The 17,327-nt window shown below is 73.0% G+C and carries 18 protein-coding genes; 13 read left to right on the top strand and 5 right to left on the bottom strand.

Annotated elements, in window-relative coordinates:
• Positions 1-44: 44 nt before the first annotated feature.
• The 7 genes from mshB (at position 45) to CV755_RS28240 (ending at position 7,649) form a co-directional block, all read left to right on the top strand.
• Positions 45-959 (top strand): N-acetyl-1-D-myo-inositol-2-amino-2-deoxy-alpha-D-glucopyranoside deacetylase, encoded by a 915-nt coding sequence (gene mshB, locus CV755_RS28210; protein ID WP_109283071.1) that lies wholly within the window; start codon positions 45-47, stop codon positions 957-959.
• Positions 956-1,336 carry a DUF6113 family protein gene (locus tag CV755_RS28215; RefSeq protein ID WP_109283072.1) on the top strand — a complete coding sequence of 127 codons (381 nt, stop codon included), beginning with the start codon at positions 956-958 and terminating at the stop codon, positions 1,334-1,336. The genes mshB and CV755_RS28215 overlap by 4 nt, the downstream gene beginning before the upstream one ends.
• Before the next feature lie 219 nt (positions 1,337-1,555).
• Positions 1,556-3,889, top strand: coding sequence for a hypothetical protein (locus tag CV755_RS28220; RefSeq protein WP_109283073.1), 2,334 nt, complete (start codon positions 1,556-1,558; stop codon positions 3,887-3,889).
• Between the two features lie 117 nt (positions 3,890-4,006).
• A complete protein-coding gene (locus CV755_RS28225; RefSeq protein ID WP_109283074.1) occupies positions 4,007-4,966 on the top strand; it encodes an ABC transporter ATP-binding protein in 960 nt (319 codons plus the stop codon).
• Positions 4,963-5,703, top strand: a complete 741-nt coding sequence (locus tag CV755_RS28230) for an ABC transporter permease (protein WP_109283075.1) — start codon at positions 4,963-4,965, stop codon at positions 5,701-5,703. The genes CV755_RS28225 and CV755_RS28230 overlap by 4 nt, the downstream gene beginning before the upstream one ends.
• A gap of 19 nt (positions 5,704-5,722) precedes the next feature.
• Positions 5,723-6,961 carry a sensor histidine kinase gene (locus tag CV755_RS28235; RefSeq protein WP_109283076.1) on the top strand — a complete coding sequence of 413 codons (1,239 nt, stop codon included), beginning with the start codon at positions 5,723-5,725 and terminating at the stop codon, positions 6,959-6,961.
• A gap of 46 nt (positions 6,962-7,007) precedes the next feature.
• Positions 7,008-7,649: a response regulator transcription factor gene (locus CV755_RS28240; RefSeq protein ID WP_277751864.1), complete on the top strand. Its 642-nt coding sequence runs from the start codon at positions 7,008-7,010 to the stop codon at positions 7,647-7,649.
• A gap of 156 nt (positions 7,650-7,805) precedes the next feature.
• Here CV755_RS28240 and CV755_RS28245 read toward each other — a convergent pair whose 3' ends face one another.
• Together CV755_RS28245 and CV755_RS28250 are read right to left on the bottom strand one after the other, a co-directional pair.
• Positions 7,806-8,639 (bottom strand): transglutaminase-like and tetratricopeptide repeat-containing protein, encoded by an 834-nt coding sequence (locus CV755_RS28245; RefSeq protein ID WP_109283078.1) that lies wholly within the window; start codon positions 8,637-8,639, stop codon positions 7,806-7,808.
• Between the two features lie 8 nt (positions 8,640-8,647).
• Positions 8,648-9,682, bottom strand: a complete 1,035-nt coding sequence (locus CV755_RS28250; protein ID WP_109283079.1) for a GNAT family N-acetyltransferase — start codon at positions 9,680-9,682, stop codon at positions 8,648-8,650.
• Between the two features lie 114 nt (positions 9,683-9,796).
• Between CV755_RS28250 and fdxA the strand changes: the two genes are divergently transcribed.
• Positions 9,797-10,126, top strand: a complete 330-nt coding sequence (fdxA, locus tag CV755_RS28255; RefSeq protein WP_109283080.1) for a ferredoxin — start codon at positions 9,797-9,799, stop codon at positions 10,124-10,126.
• Positions 10,127-10,254: 128 nt separating this feature from the next.
• A complete protein-coding gene (gene dapC, locus CV755_RS28260; protein WP_109283081.1) occupies positions 10,255-11,385 on the top strand; it encodes a succinyldiaminopimelate transaminase in 1,131 nt (376 codons plus the stop codon).
• Positions 11,386-11,479: 94 nt separating this feature from the next.
• Here dapC and CV755_RS28265 read toward each other — a convergent pair whose 3' ends face one another.
• Together CV755_RS28265 and CV755_RS28270 are read right to left on the bottom strand one after the other, a co-directional pair.
• On the bottom strand, positions 11,480-11,908 hold the full coding sequence (locus CV755_RS28265; protein WP_109283082.1) for an ATP-binding protein: 429 nt from the start codon (positions 11,906-11,908) through the stop codon (positions 11,480-11,482).
• Between the two features lie 285 nt (positions 11,909-12,193).
• Entirely contained in the window at positions 12,194-13,120 is a 927-nt protein-coding gene (locus CV755_RS28270) for a VldE C-terminal domain-containing protein (RefSeq protein WP_109283083.1), read from the bottom strand.
• A 79-nt stretch (positions 13,121-13,199) separates the two neighbouring features.
• Between CV755_RS28270 and dapE the strand changes: the two genes are divergently transcribed.
• Together dapE and CV755_RS28280 are read left to right on the top strand one after the other, a co-directional pair.
• The gene (gene dapE, locus CV755_RS28275) at positions 13,200-14,279 is read left to right on the top strand and encodes a succinyl-diaminopimelate desuccinylase (RefSeq protein ID WP_109283084.1); all 1,080 of its coding nucleotides are present in this window, start codon (positions 13,200-13,202) and stop codon (positions 14,277-14,279) included.
• A gap of 85 nt (positions 14,280-14,364) precedes the next feature.
• Positions 14,365-15,114: an LOG family protein gene (locus tag CV755_RS28280; RefSeq protein WP_109283085.1), complete on the top strand. Its 750-nt coding sequence runs from the start codon at positions 14,365-14,367 to the stop codon at positions 15,112-15,114.
• 129 nt (positions 15,115-15,243) lie between these two features.
• On the opposite strand, the gene folP is transcribed toward CV755_RS28280, so the two are convergent.
• Positions 15,244-16,104 (bottom strand): dihydropteroate synthase, encoded by an 861-nt coding sequence (gene folP, locus CV755_RS28285; RefSeq protein WP_109283086.1) that lies wholly within the window; start codon positions 16,102-16,104, stop codon positions 15,244-15,246.
• 86 nt (positions 16,105-16,190) lie between these two features.
• On the opposite strand from folP, the gene CV755_RS28290 reads away from it, so the two are divergent.
• Together CV755_RS28290 and CV755_RS28295 are read left to right on the top strand one after the other, a co-directional pair.
• Positions 16,191-16,598 carry a hypothetical protein gene (locus CV755_RS28290; RefSeq protein WP_422070609.1) on the top strand — a complete coding sequence of 136 codons (408 nt, stop codon included), beginning with the start codon at positions 16,191-16,193 and terminating at the stop codon, positions 16,596-16,598.
• A complete protein-coding gene (locus tag CV755_RS28295) occupies positions 16,598-17,188 on the top strand; it encodes a DNA-3-methyladenine glycosylase I (protein ID WP_109283573.1) in 591 nt (196 codons plus the stop codon). The genes CV755_RS28290 and CV755_RS28295 overlap by 1 nt, the downstream gene beginning before the upstream one ends.
• The last annotated feature ends 139 nt before the right edge of the window (positions 17,189-17,327 follow it).

Here is a 17,327-nt window from a genome sequence, read left to right on the forward strand (position 1 = left end):
GGGCGGCCTGCCCGGCGGGCGCGCCCGGCTCGTAGGCTGGTGGCATGACCGACCTTCCAGGCCGCCGGCTGCTCCTGGTGCACGCCCACCCGGACGACGAATCCATCAACAACGGCGCGACCATGGCCAAGTACGCCGCCGAGGGTGCGCTGGTCACGCTGGTGACCTGCACCCGGGGTGAGGAGGGCGAGGTGATCCCGCCCGCCCTGGCGCATCTGGCCGCGGACCGGGACGACACCCTGGGCGCGTTCCGGGCGGGCGAGCTGGCCGCGGCGATGAAGGAGCTGGGGGTCACCGACCACCGCTTCCTGGGGGGCGCGGGGCGCTACCGGGACTCCGGGATGATGGGCGCCCCGCAGAACGACCACCCCGGCTGCTTCTGGCGGGCCGAGGTGGACGAGGCCGCCGCGGCCCTTGTCGAAGTGATCCGCGAGGTGCGGCCGCAGGTGCTGGTGACCTATGACCCCAATGGCGGCTATGGCCACCCGGACCATATCCAGGCGCACCGGGTGGCGATGCGCGCCGTCGAGCTGGCGGCGGAGAAGGCGTTCCGCAAGGACCTGGGCGAGCCGTACGAGATCGCCAAGGTCTACTGGAACTGTGTGCCGCGCTCGGCGGTCGAGGAGGGCTTCGCCCGGCTGCGCGCCGCGGGCAAGGAGCTCTTCCCCGGCATCGCCTCGGTGGATGATGTGCCGGGCGTGGTGCCCGATGAAGAGGTCACCGCGGCCATTCCCACCGCCGCCTATGCCGCGGCCAAGGCGGCCGCGATGCGGGCGCACGCCACTCAGATCGCGGTGGACGGGCCCTTCTTCGCCCTCTCCAATGACCTGGGGCAGCCGCTGTTCGCCGATGAGTACTACCGATTGGTGCGCGGCGAGCCGGGAGTGGCGGAGGGCCGGGAGGCCGATCTCTTCGCCGGGGTGAGCGGAGTGAGCGGACCGAGTGGAGCGGGCGCATGACCGAGCGGCTGAACTTCGGGCGTCTGCTGGGGTATGCGGGACTGCTGGTGCTGGGCGCGCTGGTGGGGTTGGCGGGTTCGCTGGTGCAAGCGGGCTGGTTCCCGGGCGGGTTGCTGCTCGCGCTGCTCGCCGTCGCCGGGGTGACCTATGGCGGGGTGACCGCCACCGGCACCCGGACCGGCGGCGCGGTGGCCGGGGCCGGCTGGCTGCTGGCGGTGGTGCTGGCGCTGGGCAACCGGCCGGAGGGAGACTTCCTGTTTCCGGCCGGACTGACCACTTATGTCTTTCTGTTGGGCGGAATGGTGCTCGCTGTGATGTGCGCCACGCTTGCCGGACTGCCGCAACCGCGCGGCGGTGCGGGCCGACTTGGCAACTGAAGTGGTGATTTCCGCCTGAGGTTTCGCCGGTGCCGGAATACCGGATTCCGGTCACGGTGGCGCGTCCGGCGGGGTCGGCCGGGGGGTGATCCAGCGGTCGCCGGGTGCGCGACCGTGGTGCCCAGTATGGTGGTGCCGCCGTCGAGCCCCCCTGACCTTGGGCATGGGCGACCCCTCAAGCGGTCAGAGGGCGGCGGAGAGTAACCGGGAGAACCTGCTTTGAGCCGTGAATCTGACAGTTCGTCCTCTGGGGCCCAGGGGCGCGGTGGCGCCGCGTACCCGTCGGGAACCCCGCCGTACGGAACCGAAGGACAGACGGCGGGCGCCAAGCCGGAGACGCCGAAGACCGAGACCACGCTGACCACCCGGATCCGGATCAATATCCCGGGTTCGCGGCCCATCCCGCCGGTGGTGATGCGCACCCCGGTCGGTGACGAGGCGTCGGGTGGCGACGCGTCACAGCAGCAGCAAGGCCGGCAGCAGCCGTCGCAGCCGTCCAAGTCGCAGCCGCCGGGGTCGCCGCAGCAGCGGCCGCAGCAGCCGGGCCAGGCGCGGCAGCAGGGCGGGGGCGGGCAGCCGGGTGCGAGCGCCGCGTCGCGCGCCCCGGAGCCGCCGGCCGCGCCCGAGCCGGAGCGCCCGGCGGAGAAGACCGCCACCAGCGACTGGTTCGCGCCCCGTAAACCGGCCGCCGCCACCCCGCCGCCCGCGGCACCCCTGCCGCGCCGCAACCCGCAGGCCGGCATGCCCGGCGGGGGAGCGCCCGGTGGCGGGGCCGTGGCCGGTGGCGCCGCGTCCGGTCCCAGGCAGCATCCGCCGGTGCCGGGTGACCCCTTCGCGGGGGCCCCGGCGCAGGGCGGCGGGGCGCCCTGGCCGGGCGACACCGGCTCCCATGGCGCCGGCGCGCCCTGGCCCGGGGAGACCGCACAGCCGCCGGTGCCGGGTGACCCCTTCGCGGGCGCTCCGGCGCAGGGCGGCGGGGCGCCCTGGCCCTCCGGTCCCGGGACCACCGGCTCGGTGCCGGTACCCGGTGACCCGTTCGCGGCCGCGCCCGGGCAGGGCGGCGGTGCCTCCTGGTCCCCAACACCGGAGACCACCCAGCAGTTCGCCGCACCGGAGACCACCCAGCAGTTCCCGGCGCCGGGTCTGCCCGGCCAGGGCCCCAAGCTGCCCTTCCCGGTCCCCGGCGAGCGGACCGACACCCCGCACCAGGGCTTTCCCGCGGTGCCGCCGCCCGGTCCGGGCGCTCCGGCCCAGGGCGGCCCCGGCGCGGGGGCGCCGCAGGGCGGCAAGAAGCAGGGCCGGAAGAAGGGCGGGCAGCAGCCGGGCGGCAACGCCCAGGCGAACGCCGCCGCGCAGGCGAACGCCGCCGCCGAGACGCAGGTCGCCGGGATGCCGCCGGTGCCCGCGCCGGGCGGACCGGCCGCGCCCGGTGTGCCCGGCGTGCCCGGTGCTTCCGGCGCCAAGAAGCCGGTGGACAGCGGTGCGCCCCGGGTGCCGGTGCCCAAGCCCAAGCCCGTATCGGCCGTGCCCAAGCCGCCGGCCGCGGACGGGGACCAGGCCAAGGTGCCGCCCGCCAAGAGCGCGCCCAAGGCCGCCCCCAAGAAGAAGGGCCGTTCCAAGCTGGTGCTGCTGGGCGGCGGACTGGTGGCCCTGGTGGGCGTCGCCTATGGCGCCGGTCTGCTGATGGACCACGCCGATGTGCCCCAGGGCACCACCGTGCTGGGCGTGGACATCGGCGGCAGCTCCAAGGAGCAGGCGGTGCAGAAGCTGGACGCCCGGCTGGGCGACCGGGCCACCGCGCCGCTGAAGGTGTCCATCGGCGGTAAGCAGGCCCAGCTGAAGCCCTCGGTGGCCGGGCTGTCCATCGACACCCAGGAGACCGTGCGCTCGGTGTCGGGCCGGGACTACAACCCGGTCACCGTGCTGGGCTCGCTGGTCGGCAGCGGCCGCAAGGCCGAGCCCACCGTGATCACCGACGAGGAGAAGATCACCGCGGCGCTGCAGGCGCTGTCCGGCGAGGCGGGCGGGGCCAAGGACGGCACCATCCGGTTCGTACCGGGCAAGGCGGTGCCGGTCTATGGCAAGCCGTACCAGGGCCTGGACATGGACAAGGCGGTCAAGGCGATCTCCGACGGGTATCGCAAGCGCGCCGAGACCGGCCAGGACACCGTGATCGACCTGCCCAGCTCCGGCCAGCAGCCCAAGGTGAGCAATGCCGAGGTGGACCGGATGATGAAGGACTTCGCCGAGCCGGCCATGTCCGGTCTGGTGACCATCCAGACCTCCGACCATCTGCACAGCATCCAGTTCGGCCCGGACCGCTCGCTGCCCAAGATCCTCTCCGTGAAGGAGGTGGGCGGCAAGCTGGAGGAGAGCTACAACCTGGAGGCGCTCAAGTCGCTCTACGGGCAGGCCTTCGCCGGGGTGATGGTGCAGCGGGCCGACGGCAAGACGCCGGTCATGCCGCAGGACGTGGTGGGCGCGCTGCGCAAGGCGCTGCGCGGCAGGACACCTGCCGAGCGGGTGGGCATCATCCAGCTCAACGGGAGCTGACGGCCGTCGCCGGACGAGCCGGCGGCCGTCAACGGGCGCCGGGCATGACAGATGTCATGCCCGGCGCACGACGCCCGACACTGCACAGGCGGCCCGCCGTCCCCCGAAGATGGACGCATGACCACGACAGCTTCCACGTTCACGGGGGACGAGCGGCGTACGGGCGGGGCACCCGTCGTCAGCTTCGCGAACGTCAATAAGAGCTATGGCGCCGTCCAGGCCGTAGCCGACCTCAATATCGAGCTCCATCCCGGCGAGACCGTCGCCCTGCTGGGCCCCAATGGCGCGGGCAAGTCCTCCACGCTGGACCTGCTGCTGGGACTGCGCAACCCGGACTCCGGCACGGTCCGGCTGTTCGGCACCACCCCGCAGCGCGCCATCGAGCAGGGCAAGGTCGGGGCGATGCTGCAGAGCGGCAGCCTGATGGAGGAGGTCCGGGTCCGCGAGATCATCAAGCTGGCCTGTGATCTGCACCCGCGCGCCTACCCGGTGGAGCAGGTGCTGGAGCAGGCGGGCATCACCGAGATCGCCGACCGTCTGGTCAACAAGCTCTCCGGCGGCCAGGAGCAGCGGGTGCGGTTTGCGATGGCGACCGCCGGGGCCAATGAGCTGATCGTGCTGGACGAGCCCACCACCGGGATGGATGTGACGTCCCGTCAGCAGTTCTGGGGCGCCATGCGCCGGCAGGCCGACGAGGGCCGGGCGATCCTCTTTGCCACCCACTATCTGGAGGAGGCGGACGCGATCGCCGACCGGGTGATCGTGCTGCACCGCGGCCGGGTGCTGGCCGACGGCTCCGCCGCCGAGATCAAGGCCCGGGCCGGTGCCCGGAAGATCTCCTTCGATCTGGACGGGGAGCTCCCCGAGGCCGAGCTGCGGCAGCTGCCGGCCCTGGCCGGGCTGTCGATGGCCGGCCGTACTGTGCGGATACAGTCCCACGACCCGGACGCCACCGTGCACGCCGTCTACCGGCTGGGCCTCTACCCCCGCAATCTCGAGGTCGCGGGCCTGGGCCTGGAGCAGGCCTTTATCGCCATCACCGACGCCGCGACCGCCGAGGAGGGCGGGGCCCGATGAACACCCTGATCAAGCTTGAGGTCGCGCGCACCCTGCGCAACAAGAAGTTCATGTTCTTCTCGCTGCTCTACCCGGTGCTGCTCTATCTGATGATCTCGGCCGGGGTGAAGACCGACTCCCCGGTGGGCGACACCAAGCTGAGCTTCGCGCTGCTCTATATGGTCTCCATGGCCTCCTTCGGCGCCATCACCTCGGTCCTGGTGGGCAACAGCGAGCGGATAGCCAAGGAGCGGGAGAAGGGCTGGACGCGCCAGCTGCGGCTGACCGCGCTGCCGGGCCACGGCTATGTGCTGGCGAAGATCGCCTCGGCCGCGGTGGTCACCCTCCCGTCCATCCTGGTGGTCTTCGCCTCCGCCGCCGCGGTCAAGGGCGTCCGGCTGGAGACCTGGCAGTGGCTGGCCCTGACCGGCACCATCTGGGCGGGCAGCTGTGTCTTCGCGGCGCTGGGCGTGGCCATCGGCTACGCGGCCACCGGTGACGCGGTACGGCCCATCGCGATGATCGTCTACTTCGGCCTGTCCATCCTGGGCGGCCTGTGGTTCCCCTCCACCAGGTTCCCCAGCTGGCTGAAGCACATCGCCGAGTACGTCCCCACGCATGCCTACGCCGGTCTCGGCCAGGCCATCGAGCGCGGTGACACCCCGGGCGGCAAGGACCTCGTCATCCTGGTCGGCTACCTGCTGATCTTCGCCGGTGCGGCCGCCTGGCTGTACCGCAGGGACACCCACAAGAGCTGACCGGAACGGGTACGAGTCCATGGTGAACAGCGGGAACGCGGGGCTGTCGGACAGCGGCTATCTGCGGGTGGGCCTGCCGCCGGAGAACCGCCGGCAGGCCGTGGCCAAGGCGTGCTGGGCGATGCTGTATCTGTCGTATCTCGCCATCACCGTCTCCGACCTGACCAGCGGACGGCACTCCGCGCCCGCCACCGTGCTGGGCGGGCTGGGCCTGGCCGCCTATCTGGCCGGCTACGCCTATGTGCTGTTCAGCCGGCGGCCCGTCGGCCGGATCGCCAGCCCCAAACTGGTGGTGCTGGGCGGGCTGTTCGCGCTGAGTGTGCTGCTGACGGTCACCATGGGCGGGGCGTGGCTGCCGCTGATGGTGTACGTGGCGGTCTCCAGTGGGGTGCTGCTGCCGTTCAAGTGGGGCATCCGGGCGGTGGTCGCCATCGCCCTCATCACCGGGGGGCTCGGCCTGCTCTCCGGCCTGGAGCCGCAGGTCAACGGGTGGATCGTGATGTCGCTGCTGCTGAGCGGCGCCGGGATGGCGGCGGTGGCACAGATGGGACGGACCATGCGCGAACTGCGCGAGGCCCGGGCCACGGTGGCCCACCTGGCTGCCAATGAGGAACGGCTGCGGCTGGCCCGGGACCTGCACGATCTGCTGGGCCACTCGCTGTCGCTGATCACCCTCAAGAGCGAGCTGGCCGGGCGGATGCTGCCGGACGCCCCCGAGCGGGCCGCCCAGCAGGTGGCCGACATCGAACGGGTCAGCCGGCAGGCCCTGGTGGACGTACGGGAGGCGGTGAGCGGCTTTCGCCGCCCCACCCTGGGCGGTGAACTCGCCCATGCCCGGACCGCCCTGGCCGCCGCCGGGATCATCGCCGACCTGAGCCGGGCACCGGACCGGCACCCGGACCTGGCGCCGGACGCGGAGGGCGCGCTGGCCTGGGCGCTGCGCGAGGCGGTGACCAATGTGGTGCGGCACAGCGGCGCCCGGCGCTGTGCGGTGGAACTGGCCGAGGAGGCCGATGAGTTGTGCCTGACCGTCACCGATGACGGGCGCGGCCCGGAGCGTCCGCATGGCAACGGCCTTACCGGACTGGCGGAACGGCTGGCGCTGACGGACGGACGGCTGCAGACCGGCCGGGCGGCGCGCGGCGGCTTCCGGCTGCGGGCCTGGGTGCCGCTGAGCCGGCGGGTGCCGGCGGAGCCGGGGGAGGGGGCCGGTGAGGGGGCGTCGGCGGGGGAGGGGGCCGCCGACGCCCGGCCGTGACCGTGCGCCGTACGGTGGCGCCGCGCAGGCCCCCTACCCTGTCTCCGTGACAGCTCAGCCGGTCGGTACCGCCCATCAGCGGACCATTCGCGTCCTCCTCGCCGAGGACCAGTCCATGGTCCGCGAGGCCCTGGCGGCCCTGCTGGGGCTGGAGGGTGACATCGAGGTCGTGGTCCAGGTGGCCCGCGGCGACGAGGTGCTGGACGCGGTCCGGCGCACTCCGGTGGATGTGGCGCTGCTGGACATCGAGATGCCCGGGGCGACCGGTCTGGAGGCGGCCGAACTGCTGCGCGCGGAGCGGCCGGAGCTGAAGGTGGTGATCCTGACGACCTTCGGCCGGCCCGGCTATCTGCGCCGGGCCATGGAGGCCGGGGCGGCGGGCTTCCTGGTCAAGGACGCCCCGGCGGCGCAACTGGCGGACGCGCTGCGGCGGGTGCTGCGGGGGGAACGGGTCATCGATCCCACGCTGGCGGTGGCCGCGCTGACGGAGGGCGCGAATCCGCTGACGGAGCGGGAGCGGGCGGTGTTGTCCGCGGCGGCGGGTGGGGGTACGAATGCGGAGATCGCTGCGGTGCTGCACCTTTCTCATGGCACGGTGCGCAATTACCTCTCCACGGCCATCCAGAAAACCGGCGCCCGCAACCGGGCCGACGCGGCCCGCATCGCCCACGAAAAGGGCTGGCTGTAGCGCGCCCCTCCCGGCGCCGGGTGCGCCCCGTCAGGGGCGCGGGGAACTGCGCGATCAGCCACCCACGGCCTGCGGCCGAACGGCAACGGTCGCCGGCAGACGCCGTCTCGTCGCCGGGTGCGGCCCGGTGGGCAGGACGTGGTGCCCGCGCAAAAATCAGTTGAGCATCGCCCGCGCGGCCAGCGCCTGGTGGCGGACCGTCTCCGCCATTTCCGGCCGCACCGTGGCCAACAGCCGCGCGTACTCCTCCAGTTCCCGCGCCCCCCGCATGAACTCACCGCGCTCCACCAGCAGTTCGGCATGCTCATAGCGCAACCGCGCCGGATGGCTGGGCAGCAGCAGGGACAGCTCCACCGCCCAGAGCTGGACACCGCTCCGCTCGGGACGGGCGGCGGCCCAGGCGCGGATGTTGTTGAGCACCCGCAGCACGATCTCCAGCGGATCCGCGGGGGAGAACGCCGAGGCCGACAGCGGGGTCCCGGTGGTCCCCGCGACCAGCTGCCCCGCCTCCTCCTCGGTCAGCAGCCGCCCGCCGTCGAAGGGATCGGCCAGCGCGTGCTCCCCGTAGGGGTCGCCGAAGCCGACCACGAAGTGGCCGGGCAGCGCCACCCCGTACACCGGCGCCCCGGCCCGCCGGGCCACCTCCAGCCACACCACCGACAGCAGAATCGGCAGTCCCCGCCGCCGCCTGAGCACCTGGTCCAGCAGCGAGGACTCCAGCCGCCGGTACTCCGCCGGGGTGCCATGGAAGCCACAGTCCACCCCCAGCAGCTTCGCCAGCGCCGCCGCCCAGCGGGTGGGCTCGGCCCAGCGGCCCAGCGCGGGCAGCAGTCCGGCCAGCCGGTCCAGTTCCATCTGGACCGCGTCGAAACCGGACTCGTCCAGCTCCGGCTCCGCCTCCGCGGCGATCAGCAGGCACAGCAGGGCCAGGTCCGGCCGCTCGTCCCGGGCGGCCTCGGCGAAACGCTTGCGGTTGGTGCTGTCAGTCATCCCCGCCGTCATCCCCGCTGTCCGTCATCCCCGCCGTCCGTGCCCGTGGTCTCCGGCGTCCGGTAGTGGTAGGCGGACAGCGTCCGGAAGCCGAGCCGGTCGTACAGCGCGGCCGCGCCGTCGTTGCCCGTCTCCACCTGGAGGTACGCGGCCGAGGCGCCCTCCTGGAGCGCCTGCCGGGCCAGCCGCGCCATTACCAGTGTGCCCAGTCCCTGCCGCCGGGCGTCACCGGCAACGTGCAGGGCGGCGAACCCCGCCCAGCGTCCGTCGGTCACACAGCGGGCTATCGCGGCCGGGCCCTGATCGCCCGGCACGGTGGCGAACCACACCGAGGGCCCGCCGGTGAGCACCGCCCGGGCGGCGTCCCCGGCGGCGCCCCGGCCGTAGGCCGCGAGCCAGGCCGCGTCCGGCTCCCGGCTCAGCTCCACCGGCCGCTCTCCGCCCTCCGGCTCCGCGTCGGCGATCGGGGCCAGCGCGGCGGTACGCAGCAGCGCATGCCGCTCCGCCCGCCAGCCGCGCCCGGCCAGCTCCTGGTCCAGGGCCCGGTCGAAGGCCGGATCCCCGGTGCCCACCTGGAAGCGCGGGGGCAGCCCCCGCTCCGCGTACCACTCGGTCACCCGGTCCACCGCCGCCGGCAGCGGCAGTCCGCAATCGCCCAGCGGCAGCACGGAGTTGGCGCGGGCGGTGAAGCCGCCGGCCGCCCGCAGGATCCACTCGCCCAGCCGCCCGGTCTCCACCGGAGGCCAGCCGCGTGTGGCGACGCGCAGCAGCTCCGGTACGCTCGCGGCCGGACCGCGCCGCCGCGGCGGGGTGGGCGGCACCACCTTCCCCGCCACCAGGGCGGCCTCGGCGATCTCCACCGTCTCGCCGTCCCGGCGTGTGACGCACAGCACACCGCCGCTCCAGGAAGTGAGCACCCCCACGGTGTCGGTGAACCGCTCCGGGGATCCGCGGCGGTCGTTCAGTGACCGCACTGACACCCTTTTTCCCACATCAGCCGCATTGATCCGCACTTCGAGCCGTCCGCCCGTGGTGAATTCCACAGCTCTGCCCGCCCCTCTTGTTCGTCAAGTGCCCGGGAACGGAGATACTAGGTGTGGGCATCGACGACGCCGCGCTCCCGCGCGAGATGACCCCTACCGAGGAGGAACGACAGCGTGACCTACGTCATCGCGCAGCCTTGTGTCGACGTGAAGGACAAGGCGTGCATCGAGGAGTGCCCCGTCGACTGCATCTACGAGGGCAACCGGTCCTTGTACATCCACCCGGACGAATGTGTCGACTGCGGTGCCTGTGAGCCGGTCTGCCCGGTAGAGGCGATCTTCTACGAGGACGACACCCCGGACGAGTGGAAGGACTACTACAAGGCGAATGTCGAGTTCTTCGACGAGCTCGGCTCGCCCGGCGGCGCCTCCAAGCTCGGCCTGATCGAGCGGGACCACCCGTTCATCGCGAGCCTGCCGGCGGACATCAACCCGCAGCACTGACCAGCAGCCGCCTCCGGCCCCGTACCGCCCGCGCGTACGGGGCCGCGGCATTGGCCCACCCGGCGCACCACCCTTGGCGCACCCCCCCTCAGCGCACCCCCGCGCGCCCCTAGCGCAAGAGAGCGAGCATCGTGAGCAGCCCCGTCTCCTCCCGCCTCCCCGTCTTTCCCTGGGACCGCCTGGAGCCCTACAAGGCCACCGCCGCCGCGCACCCCGACGGCATCGTGGACCTGTCGGTGGGCACCCCGGTGGACCCGGTGCCCGCGGTGGTCCAGCGGGCGCTGGCCGCGGCCGCCGACAGCCCCGGCTATCCCACGGTGTGGGGCACCCCGGCACTGCGCGAGGCGCTCACCAGCTGGGTGGAGCGCCGGCTGGGAGCCCGCGGGGTGGCCGAGGAGAACGTCCTGCCGGTGGTCGGCTCCAAGGAGCTGGTGGCCTGGCTGCCCACCCAGCTCGGCCTGGGCCCCGGCGACAAGGTGGCCTACCCGCGGCTGGCCTACCCCACCTATGAGGTGGGCGCCCGGCTGGCCGGCGCCGAGCCGGTGGTCTACGACGCCGAGACGTTCTTTGCGGCCGACGCCGCGGGGACCGAGCTCGACCCCAGCGGCCTGAAGCTGCTGTGGCTGAACTCCCCCTCCAACCCCACCGGCCAGGTGCTCTCCGCCGAGCAGCTGCGCCGCGCCGTCGCCTGGGCGCGGGAGCACGGGGTGCTGCTGGTCAGCGACGAGTGCTACCTGGAGCTGGGCTGGGAGGCCGACCCGGTCTCGGTGCTGCACCCGGAGATCTGCGGCGGCTCCTTCGAGGGCATCGTCGCGGTCCACTCGCTCTCCAAGCGCTCCAACCTGGCCGGCTACCGGGCCGCCTTCATCGCCGGTGACGCCGGGGTGCTGGGCGAGCTGCTGCGGATCCGCAAGCACGGCGGAATGATGGTGGCCGCCCCGGTGCAGGCCGCCACGGTGGCCGCGCTGGCCGATGACACCCATGTTGCCGAGCAGCGGGCCCGCTACGCCCACCGCCGGACCGCGCTGCGCGCCGCCTTCGAGGGCGCCGGCTTCCGTATCGAGCACAGCGAGGCCTCGCTCTATCTGTGGGCGACCCGGGACGAGCCCTGCTGGGACACCGTGGCGGAGCTGTCCAAGCGCGGCATCCTGGTGGCTCCGGGGGAGTTCTACGGAGCGGCGGGCGAGCGCTTTGTACGAATCGCCTTCACCGCCACCGATGAGCGGGTGCAGGCGGCGGTCCAGCGGCTGTCGGAGTAGCGGTACGCCCGCGCGCCGGACGCGGACAGGCAAATGGGGGCCCGGGAGATCGTCTCCCGGGCCCCCATCGCGCAGTGATGCGCCGGCGGTCCGCTCAGCCGAGGGAGGGCAGGCCGTGCGGCACCGCGTCGGTGAGGCCCGCGCCACCGGTGGGCAGACCGCCCTTGGTGACGCTCTGGGTGGCGCCGCCGACGGCCGAGCCCGCGGAGCCGGCCAGCTCGCCCGTGGTGTGCTGGGTGGACTTGGCGGTCCTGCCGACGGTGCCCATCGCCTGGCCGGCGGCCGGGCCGGCGGTGTGCACCGCCTTGCCCGCGGCGTCCGTCGTCATGGTGCCGGCCTGCTGGGAGGCGGCCTCCACCTGGTTGCCGAGGTGAGCGCCGTCCACCGCGGTCAGCCCGCCCAGGTCGGGGGCCTGGGCGAGGTCCGCGGCGTTCGCGGCACCGGCCGCGCCGACCAGCGGAGCGGCACCCGCTGCGACGAGCAGAGCCGCTCGGGCGATGCGACGCGTGAGGGGGAGGGACATGTTGCTCCTTCGACGGTTGCGATCCTTTGCTGTCCGGCGAGCGGACGCAGTGACTACGGCCGGAGCCCCGGGAAGGTTGCGGTGCGCCAAGGTAAAGAGTGAGCAATGCGTCGCATTATCGGCTCTGTGAACAATCGGGCAAACCCGGCCCGGTATGGACGGGCGTATTGGGGCGGGAAGCCTTGGTTGTCCAGGGAGTTCACCGCCCTGGTCTCCCGGGTGCCCCGTGGGTCCCGATGGCAACCTGCCGCACCGTCGGATGCCCCGCACGGAGACGGCCTCGCACTACTGAGCGGTGGTGATCCGTACCTCGGTGGAGGTGTCCTCGGTGGTGCCGGCCTTCTGCCAGCCGTCCCTGGAGTGCTTGGCCGTCCACTCCCGGCCGTTGAACACCACGCGCTCGATGCGGAGTTCGGCCGCGTGCGCCACCGCCCAGGAGGCCAGCTCCCAGCCCTGCCGCTGCACCGCGTCCTGCTCCGTGGAGATGGTCCGTACCTGCTGGACGGGCACGGTCACGGTGCCGGAGCTCCCGGCCGGGCCGCCCTTGCCGCCGGTGGTCGGCGGGCCGGAGGGGTCCACCGTCCCGGCGAACTCCCGGCGCAGCTTGGTCCGTACCGCGGCCGGATCGCCCGGCTTGCCGTCGCTGGGGCTGGTGGAGCAGCTGAAGGCGGCGCCGGCGCGGCCGGTCAGCGCCGCCGCCAGCCGGGTGGCGTCCGTCTCGTGCTTGGCGTACGCCTGCGGGAAACCGCTGTGCTGCACCCGCTGCGCGGCCACCGTCAACGGCAGCCGGGACCAGCCCGGCACCTGCTTGAGCTGGTCGTAGAACGCCCCGGCCGAATACACCGGGTCGGTGATCTGCGCGGCCGTGCCCCAGCCCTGGGTGGGCCGCTGCTGGAACAGCCCCAGCGAATCCCGGTCGCCATGATGGATGTTGCGCAGCCCCGACTCCTGCATGGCGGTGGCCAGCGCAATGGTCACCGCCCGCTCCGGCAGCCCGCGGGTGGTGCCCACCGCCGTGATGGTGGCGGCGTTGACGGCCTGTTCCGGGTCGAGCGAGTACGTCCCGCCGTCGGCCGTGGCGGTGCAGCGGGGGGCACCCGGGCCACCCGTCAGAAAGTGCGCCACCAGGTAGCCGATCAGGGCCAGCAACACGGCACAGGCGGCCGCGACACGCAGCAGCCGGCCGCGACGGGCGACGGGAATCCGGGACATGCGGCCCACGTTACTTGACGCACGGGGAGGGAGTCCGAGCCGGGCGGGCCCGTCGCGCCGGGGGTTAGAGTCACCTGTCATGGAGCATGCCGCACTGGACCTGTCCCTGGACGCCGCCGCCCTGACCGCCCGCCTGGTGGACTTCCCGTCGGAGAGCGGGAACGAGGGGCCGCTGGCCGACGCCATCGAGCAAGCGCTGCGCGGCCTGGGGCACCTGACGGTGCACCGGCACGGCAACAACATCGTCGCCCGCACCGAACTCGGCCGCGCCGAGCGGGTGGTGCTCGCCGGGCACATCGACACCGTGCCCATCGCCGGCAACGTGCCCTCCCGGCTGGACGACAAGGGAATTCTCTGGGGCTGCGGCACCACCGATATGAAGTCCGGCGTCGCGGTGCAGCTGTGCATCGCCGCCACCGTGCCCGAGCCCAACCGCGACCTCACCTTCGTCTTCTACGACAACGAGGAGGTCGCCGCCGACCTCAACGGCCTGGGCAAGGTGGCCGAGGCCCATCCCGAGTGGCTGCGGGCCGACTTCGCGGTGCTGCTGGAGGGCTCCGTCGGCGAGGTCGAGGGCGGCTGCCAGGGCACCCTGCGGGTGCTGCTGCGCACCAAGGGCGAACGGGCCCACTCCGCCCGCTCCTGGATGGGCTCCAACGCCATCCACGCCGTCGGCCCCATCCTGGCCCGGCTGGCCGCCTATGAACCCCGCCGGCCGGTGATCGACGGGCTGGAGTACCACGAGGGCCTCAACGCGGTGCGCATCGAGGGCGGAGTGGCCAACAACGTCATCCCCGACGAGTGCACCGTGACGGTGAACTTCCGCTACGCGCCGGACCGTACGCCCCAGCAGGCGCTGGAGCACGTCCGTGAGGTCTTCGACGGCTGCGGCGTCACCGAGCTGGTGGTGGACGACCACTCCGGCGGCGCGCTGCCCGGACTCTCCCACCCGGCCGCGCGGGCCTTTATGGAGGCCGTGGGCGGCAGCGCCCGGCCCAAGTTCGGCTGGACCGACGTCGCCCGGTTCAGCGCGCTGGGCGTGCCCGCGGTCAACTACGGCCCCGGCGACCCGGTCTATGCGCACAAGCGGGACGAGCATGTGGTGGTGGAGCGCATCCACCACTGCGAACGGCGGCTGCGGGCCTGGCTCACCACCTGATCACCGGCCCTCCGGTGGCCTAGGCTGAACCGCACGATCCTTTCCCGCCGGCGAGCGGGCGGGGCCAGGCGGAGGGAGTACACCGATGGTCAACTCCGAGGGGGCGCGCATCCGGCGGGAGCAGCGCCGTGGGCCGGTGCTGCGCCGGCACGGGCAGATGCAGCAGGGCACCACCGACCAGCATCTGCTGGACACCAGAGGGACCGCGGACTGGGTGCACGAGGACCCCTTCCGGGTGCTGCGCATCCAGTCCGAGTTTGTCGAGGGCTTCGGCGCGCTGGCCGAACTGCCCCCGGCGATCAGCGTGTTCGGCTCCGCCCGCACCCGGCGGGGCAGCGCCGAGTACGAGGCGGGGGTGGCCATTGGACGGGGCCTGGTGGAGGCCGGTTTCGCGGTGATCACCGGCGGCGGGCCGGGGGCGATGGAGGCCGCCAACAAGGGGGCCATGGAGGCCGGCGGGGTCTCCGTCGGCCTGGGCATCGAGCTGCCCTTCGAGCAGGGCATCAACCCCTATGTGAACCTGGGGGTGGACTTCCGCTACTTCTTCGTCCGCAAGACCATGTTCGTCAAGTACGCCAGCGGCTTTGTGGTGCTGCCCGGCGGACTGGGCACGCTGGACGAGCTGTTCGAGGCGCTGACCCTGGTCCAGACGAAGAAGGTGACCCGCTTCCCCATCGTCCTCTTCGGCTCGGAGTACTGGGGCGGGCTGGTGGACTGGCTGCGGAACACCCTGGTGGCCCAGGGCAAGGTGGGGGCCAAGGACTTGCAGCTGTTCCATGTGACGGACGATGTGGAGGAGACGGTCGCGGTGGTCACCAAGGAGGCGGGGGCGTAGGGGGGTTTGGGCCCCTTCGGGCCCCTTCGGGGCCTTTGGGGGCGCGGGGCGTTCGCGTTATGCGGCTCCGCCGCGTGGGCGCGACCAGCCGGCGCCGGCCCGCAGCCAAAACGAAACCCGCCCCGCGGACTACGCCAACCCCCGCCGGGCCACCGCAGGTGCCCGGTGCCCGGCGATGGACGCCACCATCTCCAACACCTGCCGCGTCTCGGCGACTTCGTGCACCCGGTAGACCCGGGCGCCCAGCCAGGCCGAGACCGCCGTGGTGGCCAGCGTCCCCAACAGCCGTTCCTTGACCGGCTTGTCCAGGGTCTCGCCCACAAAGTCCTTGTTGGACAGCGAGACCAGCACCGGCCAGCCGGTCGCGGCCATCTCGCCCAGCCGCCGGGTGGCCTCCAGCGAATGCCGGGTGTTCTTGCCGAAGTCATGGCCCGGGTCGATAAGGATCCCGTCCCGCCGCACCCCCAGCCGCTCGGCCCGCTCGGCCAGCCCCACGGTGACCCGCAGGATGTCCGCCATCACATCCTCGTACTCGGTCCGGTGCGGCCGGGTACGCGGCCGGACGCCGCCCGCGTGGGTGCACACCAGCCCGGCCCCGTACCGCGCCGCCACCTCGGCCAGCTTGGGATCGACGCCGCCCCAGGCGTCGTTGAGCAGGTCCGCGCCCGCCTCGCACACCGCCTCGCCGACCTCGTGCCGCCAGGTGTCCACGCTGATGACCACCTCAGGGTGACGGCGGCGCACCTCGGCCACGAAGGAGACGGTGCGCCGGGCCTCCTCCTCGGCGGTCACCTCCGCGCCGGGCCCGGCCTTCACCCCGCCGATGTCCACAATGGCGGCGCCCTCGGCGATGGCCTGCTCGACCCGGGCCAGCGCGGGCTCGTCCTGGAAGGTGGCGCCCCGGTCGTAGAAGGAGTCCGGTGTCCGGTTGACGATCGCCATGATCACCGGCTCCTGAGCGTCGAACTCGCGTCGTCCCAGCCGCAGCATTTCCCGCACTCCCTCTCGATGGTCCGCAGCGACCTTAACTGTCAGTGCGGCATGGCACGATCGGAGTGAACGGATCGACAGGGGAGATGGCCGTGTTCTGGTTCTTGCTCATCGCGCTGATCGTGGTGGTCGGCGCGGTCACGCTCGCCGTGCTCGGCGGGCGGGGCGGAGTGCTGCCCGAGGCCCCGCCGGACCGGATCGCCTGGCCGCTGCCCCAGGACCGGCCGCTGGCCCGCGCGGATGTGGAGGCGCTCCGGCTGCCGGTGGTGCCGCGCGGCTACCGGATGGCGGACACCGATGACGTCCTGGACCGGCTGGCCGCCGAACTGGCCGAGCGGGACGCGCGGATCGCCGAGCTGGAGGCCGCGCTGGCGGGGGCCCGGGCGGCCGCGGGAGGCCCCCCGCGCGGTCCGGGCGCGGGGGAGGACGCCGCGGCGGAGGCCGGGGCGGGCGAGGAGCGGCCGGAGTCCGGCCGGGACGGGGGCGAGCGGTGATGGCCGGACGTGGAGCGGTTCCGGGGCCGGACGGGCTGGCGCGCTGTCCCTGGGGCCTGGAGGCCGAGTCGATGGCGGACTACCGCGCGTATCACGACACCGAGTGGGGGCGTCCGGTGCGCGGGGACGACGCCCTCTATGAGCGGATATGCCTGGAGGCGTTCCAGTCCGGGCTGTCCTGGCTGACCATCCTGCGCCGCCGGGAGGGCTTCCGGGCGGCCTTCGCCGGGTTCTCCATCGAGAAGGTGGCGGCCTTCACGGAGGAGGACGCGGAGCGGCTGCTGGCCGATCCGGGGATCATCCGCAACCGCGCCAAGATCGCTGCGGCCATCGGCAACGCCAAGGTTGCCGCCGCCTGGGGCCCCGGCGAACTCACCGAGCTGGTCTGGTCGTATGCGCCGGAGGCCCGGCCGGTGCCGCGCACCGCGGCGGATGTCCCGGCGGTGACGCCGGAGTCCACCGCTCTGTCCAAGGAGCTTCGGCGGAGAGGGTTCCGCTTTGTGGGTCCGACCACGGCTTATGCGCTGATGCAGGCGTGCGGGCTGGTCAATGACCACTTGGCGGACTGCCATGTGCGGGCGGCCCATTAGGGGCGCGGGGAACTGCGCGACCAGCCCCAGACGGCCCGCACATGACAAGCGACCGGCGGTATGGGCCGCTCACTGGTGAACGGCACCTGGCAATGGCGCGGACCATGAGCCGTCAGGCACCGCTTGGGCCGCTTTTCGG

It is taken from the genome of Streptomyces orinoci (assembly GCF_003121295.1).
GTDB lineage: Bacteria > Actinomycetota > Actinomycetes > Streptomycetales > Streptomycetaceae > Streptomyces > Streptomyces orinoci.

Bases quoted from the DNA above. Each gene is read 5' to 3' on its own strand.
- CV755_RS28235 (WP_109283076.1), top strand. From the start codon at position 5,723: ATGGTGAACAGCGGGAACGCGGGGCTGTCGGACAGCGGCTATCTGCGG.
- folP (WP_109283086.1), bottom strand. From the start codon at position 16,104: ATGCTGCGGCTGGGACGACGCGAGTTCGACGCTCAGGAGCCGGTGATC.
- CV755_RS28280 (WP_109283085.1), top strand. From the start codon at position 14,365: ATGGTCAACTCCGAGGGGGCGCGCATCCGGCGGGAGCAGCGCCGTGGG.
- CV755_RS28295 (WP_109283573.1), top strand. From the start codon at position 16,598: ATGGCCGGACGTGGAGCGGTTCCGGGGCCGGACGGGCTGGCGCGCTGT.
- CV755_RS28225 (WP_109283074.1), top strand. From the start codon at position 4,007: ATGACCACGACAGCTTCCACGTTCACGGGGGACGAGCGGCGTACGGGC.
- CV755_RS28290 (WP_422070609.1), top strand. From the start codon at position 16,191: ATGGCCGTGTTCTGGTTCTTGCTCATCGCGCTGATCGTGGTGGTCGGC.
- CV755_RS28265 (WP_109283082.1), bottom strand. From the start codon at position 11,908: ATGTCCCTCCCCCTCACGCGTCGCATCGCCCGAGCGGCTCTGCTCGTC.
- mshB (WP_109283071.1), top strand. From the start codon at position 45: ATGACCGACCTTCCAGGCCGCCGGCTGCTCCTGGTGCACGCCCACCCG.
- CV755_RS28270 (WP_109283083.1), bottom strand. From the start codon at position 13,120: ATGTCCCGGATTCCCGTCGCCCGTCGCGGCCGGCTGCTGCGTGTCGCG.
- CV755_RS28245 (WP_109283078.1), bottom strand. From the start codon at position 8,639: ATGACTGACAGCACCAACCGCAAGCGTTTCGCCGAGGCCGCCCGGGAC.
- dapE (WP_109283084.1), top strand. From the start codon at position 13,200: ATGGAGCATGCCGCACTGGACCTGTCCCTGGACGCCGCCGCCCTGACC.
- CV755_RS28215 (WP_109283072.1), top strand. From the start codon at position 956: ATGACCGAGCGGCTGAACTTCGGGCGTCTGCTGGGGTATGCGGGACTG.
- CV755_RS28230 (WP_109283075.1), top strand. From the start codon at position 4,963: ATGAACACCCTGATCAAGCTTGAGGTCGCGCGCACCCTGCGCAACAAG.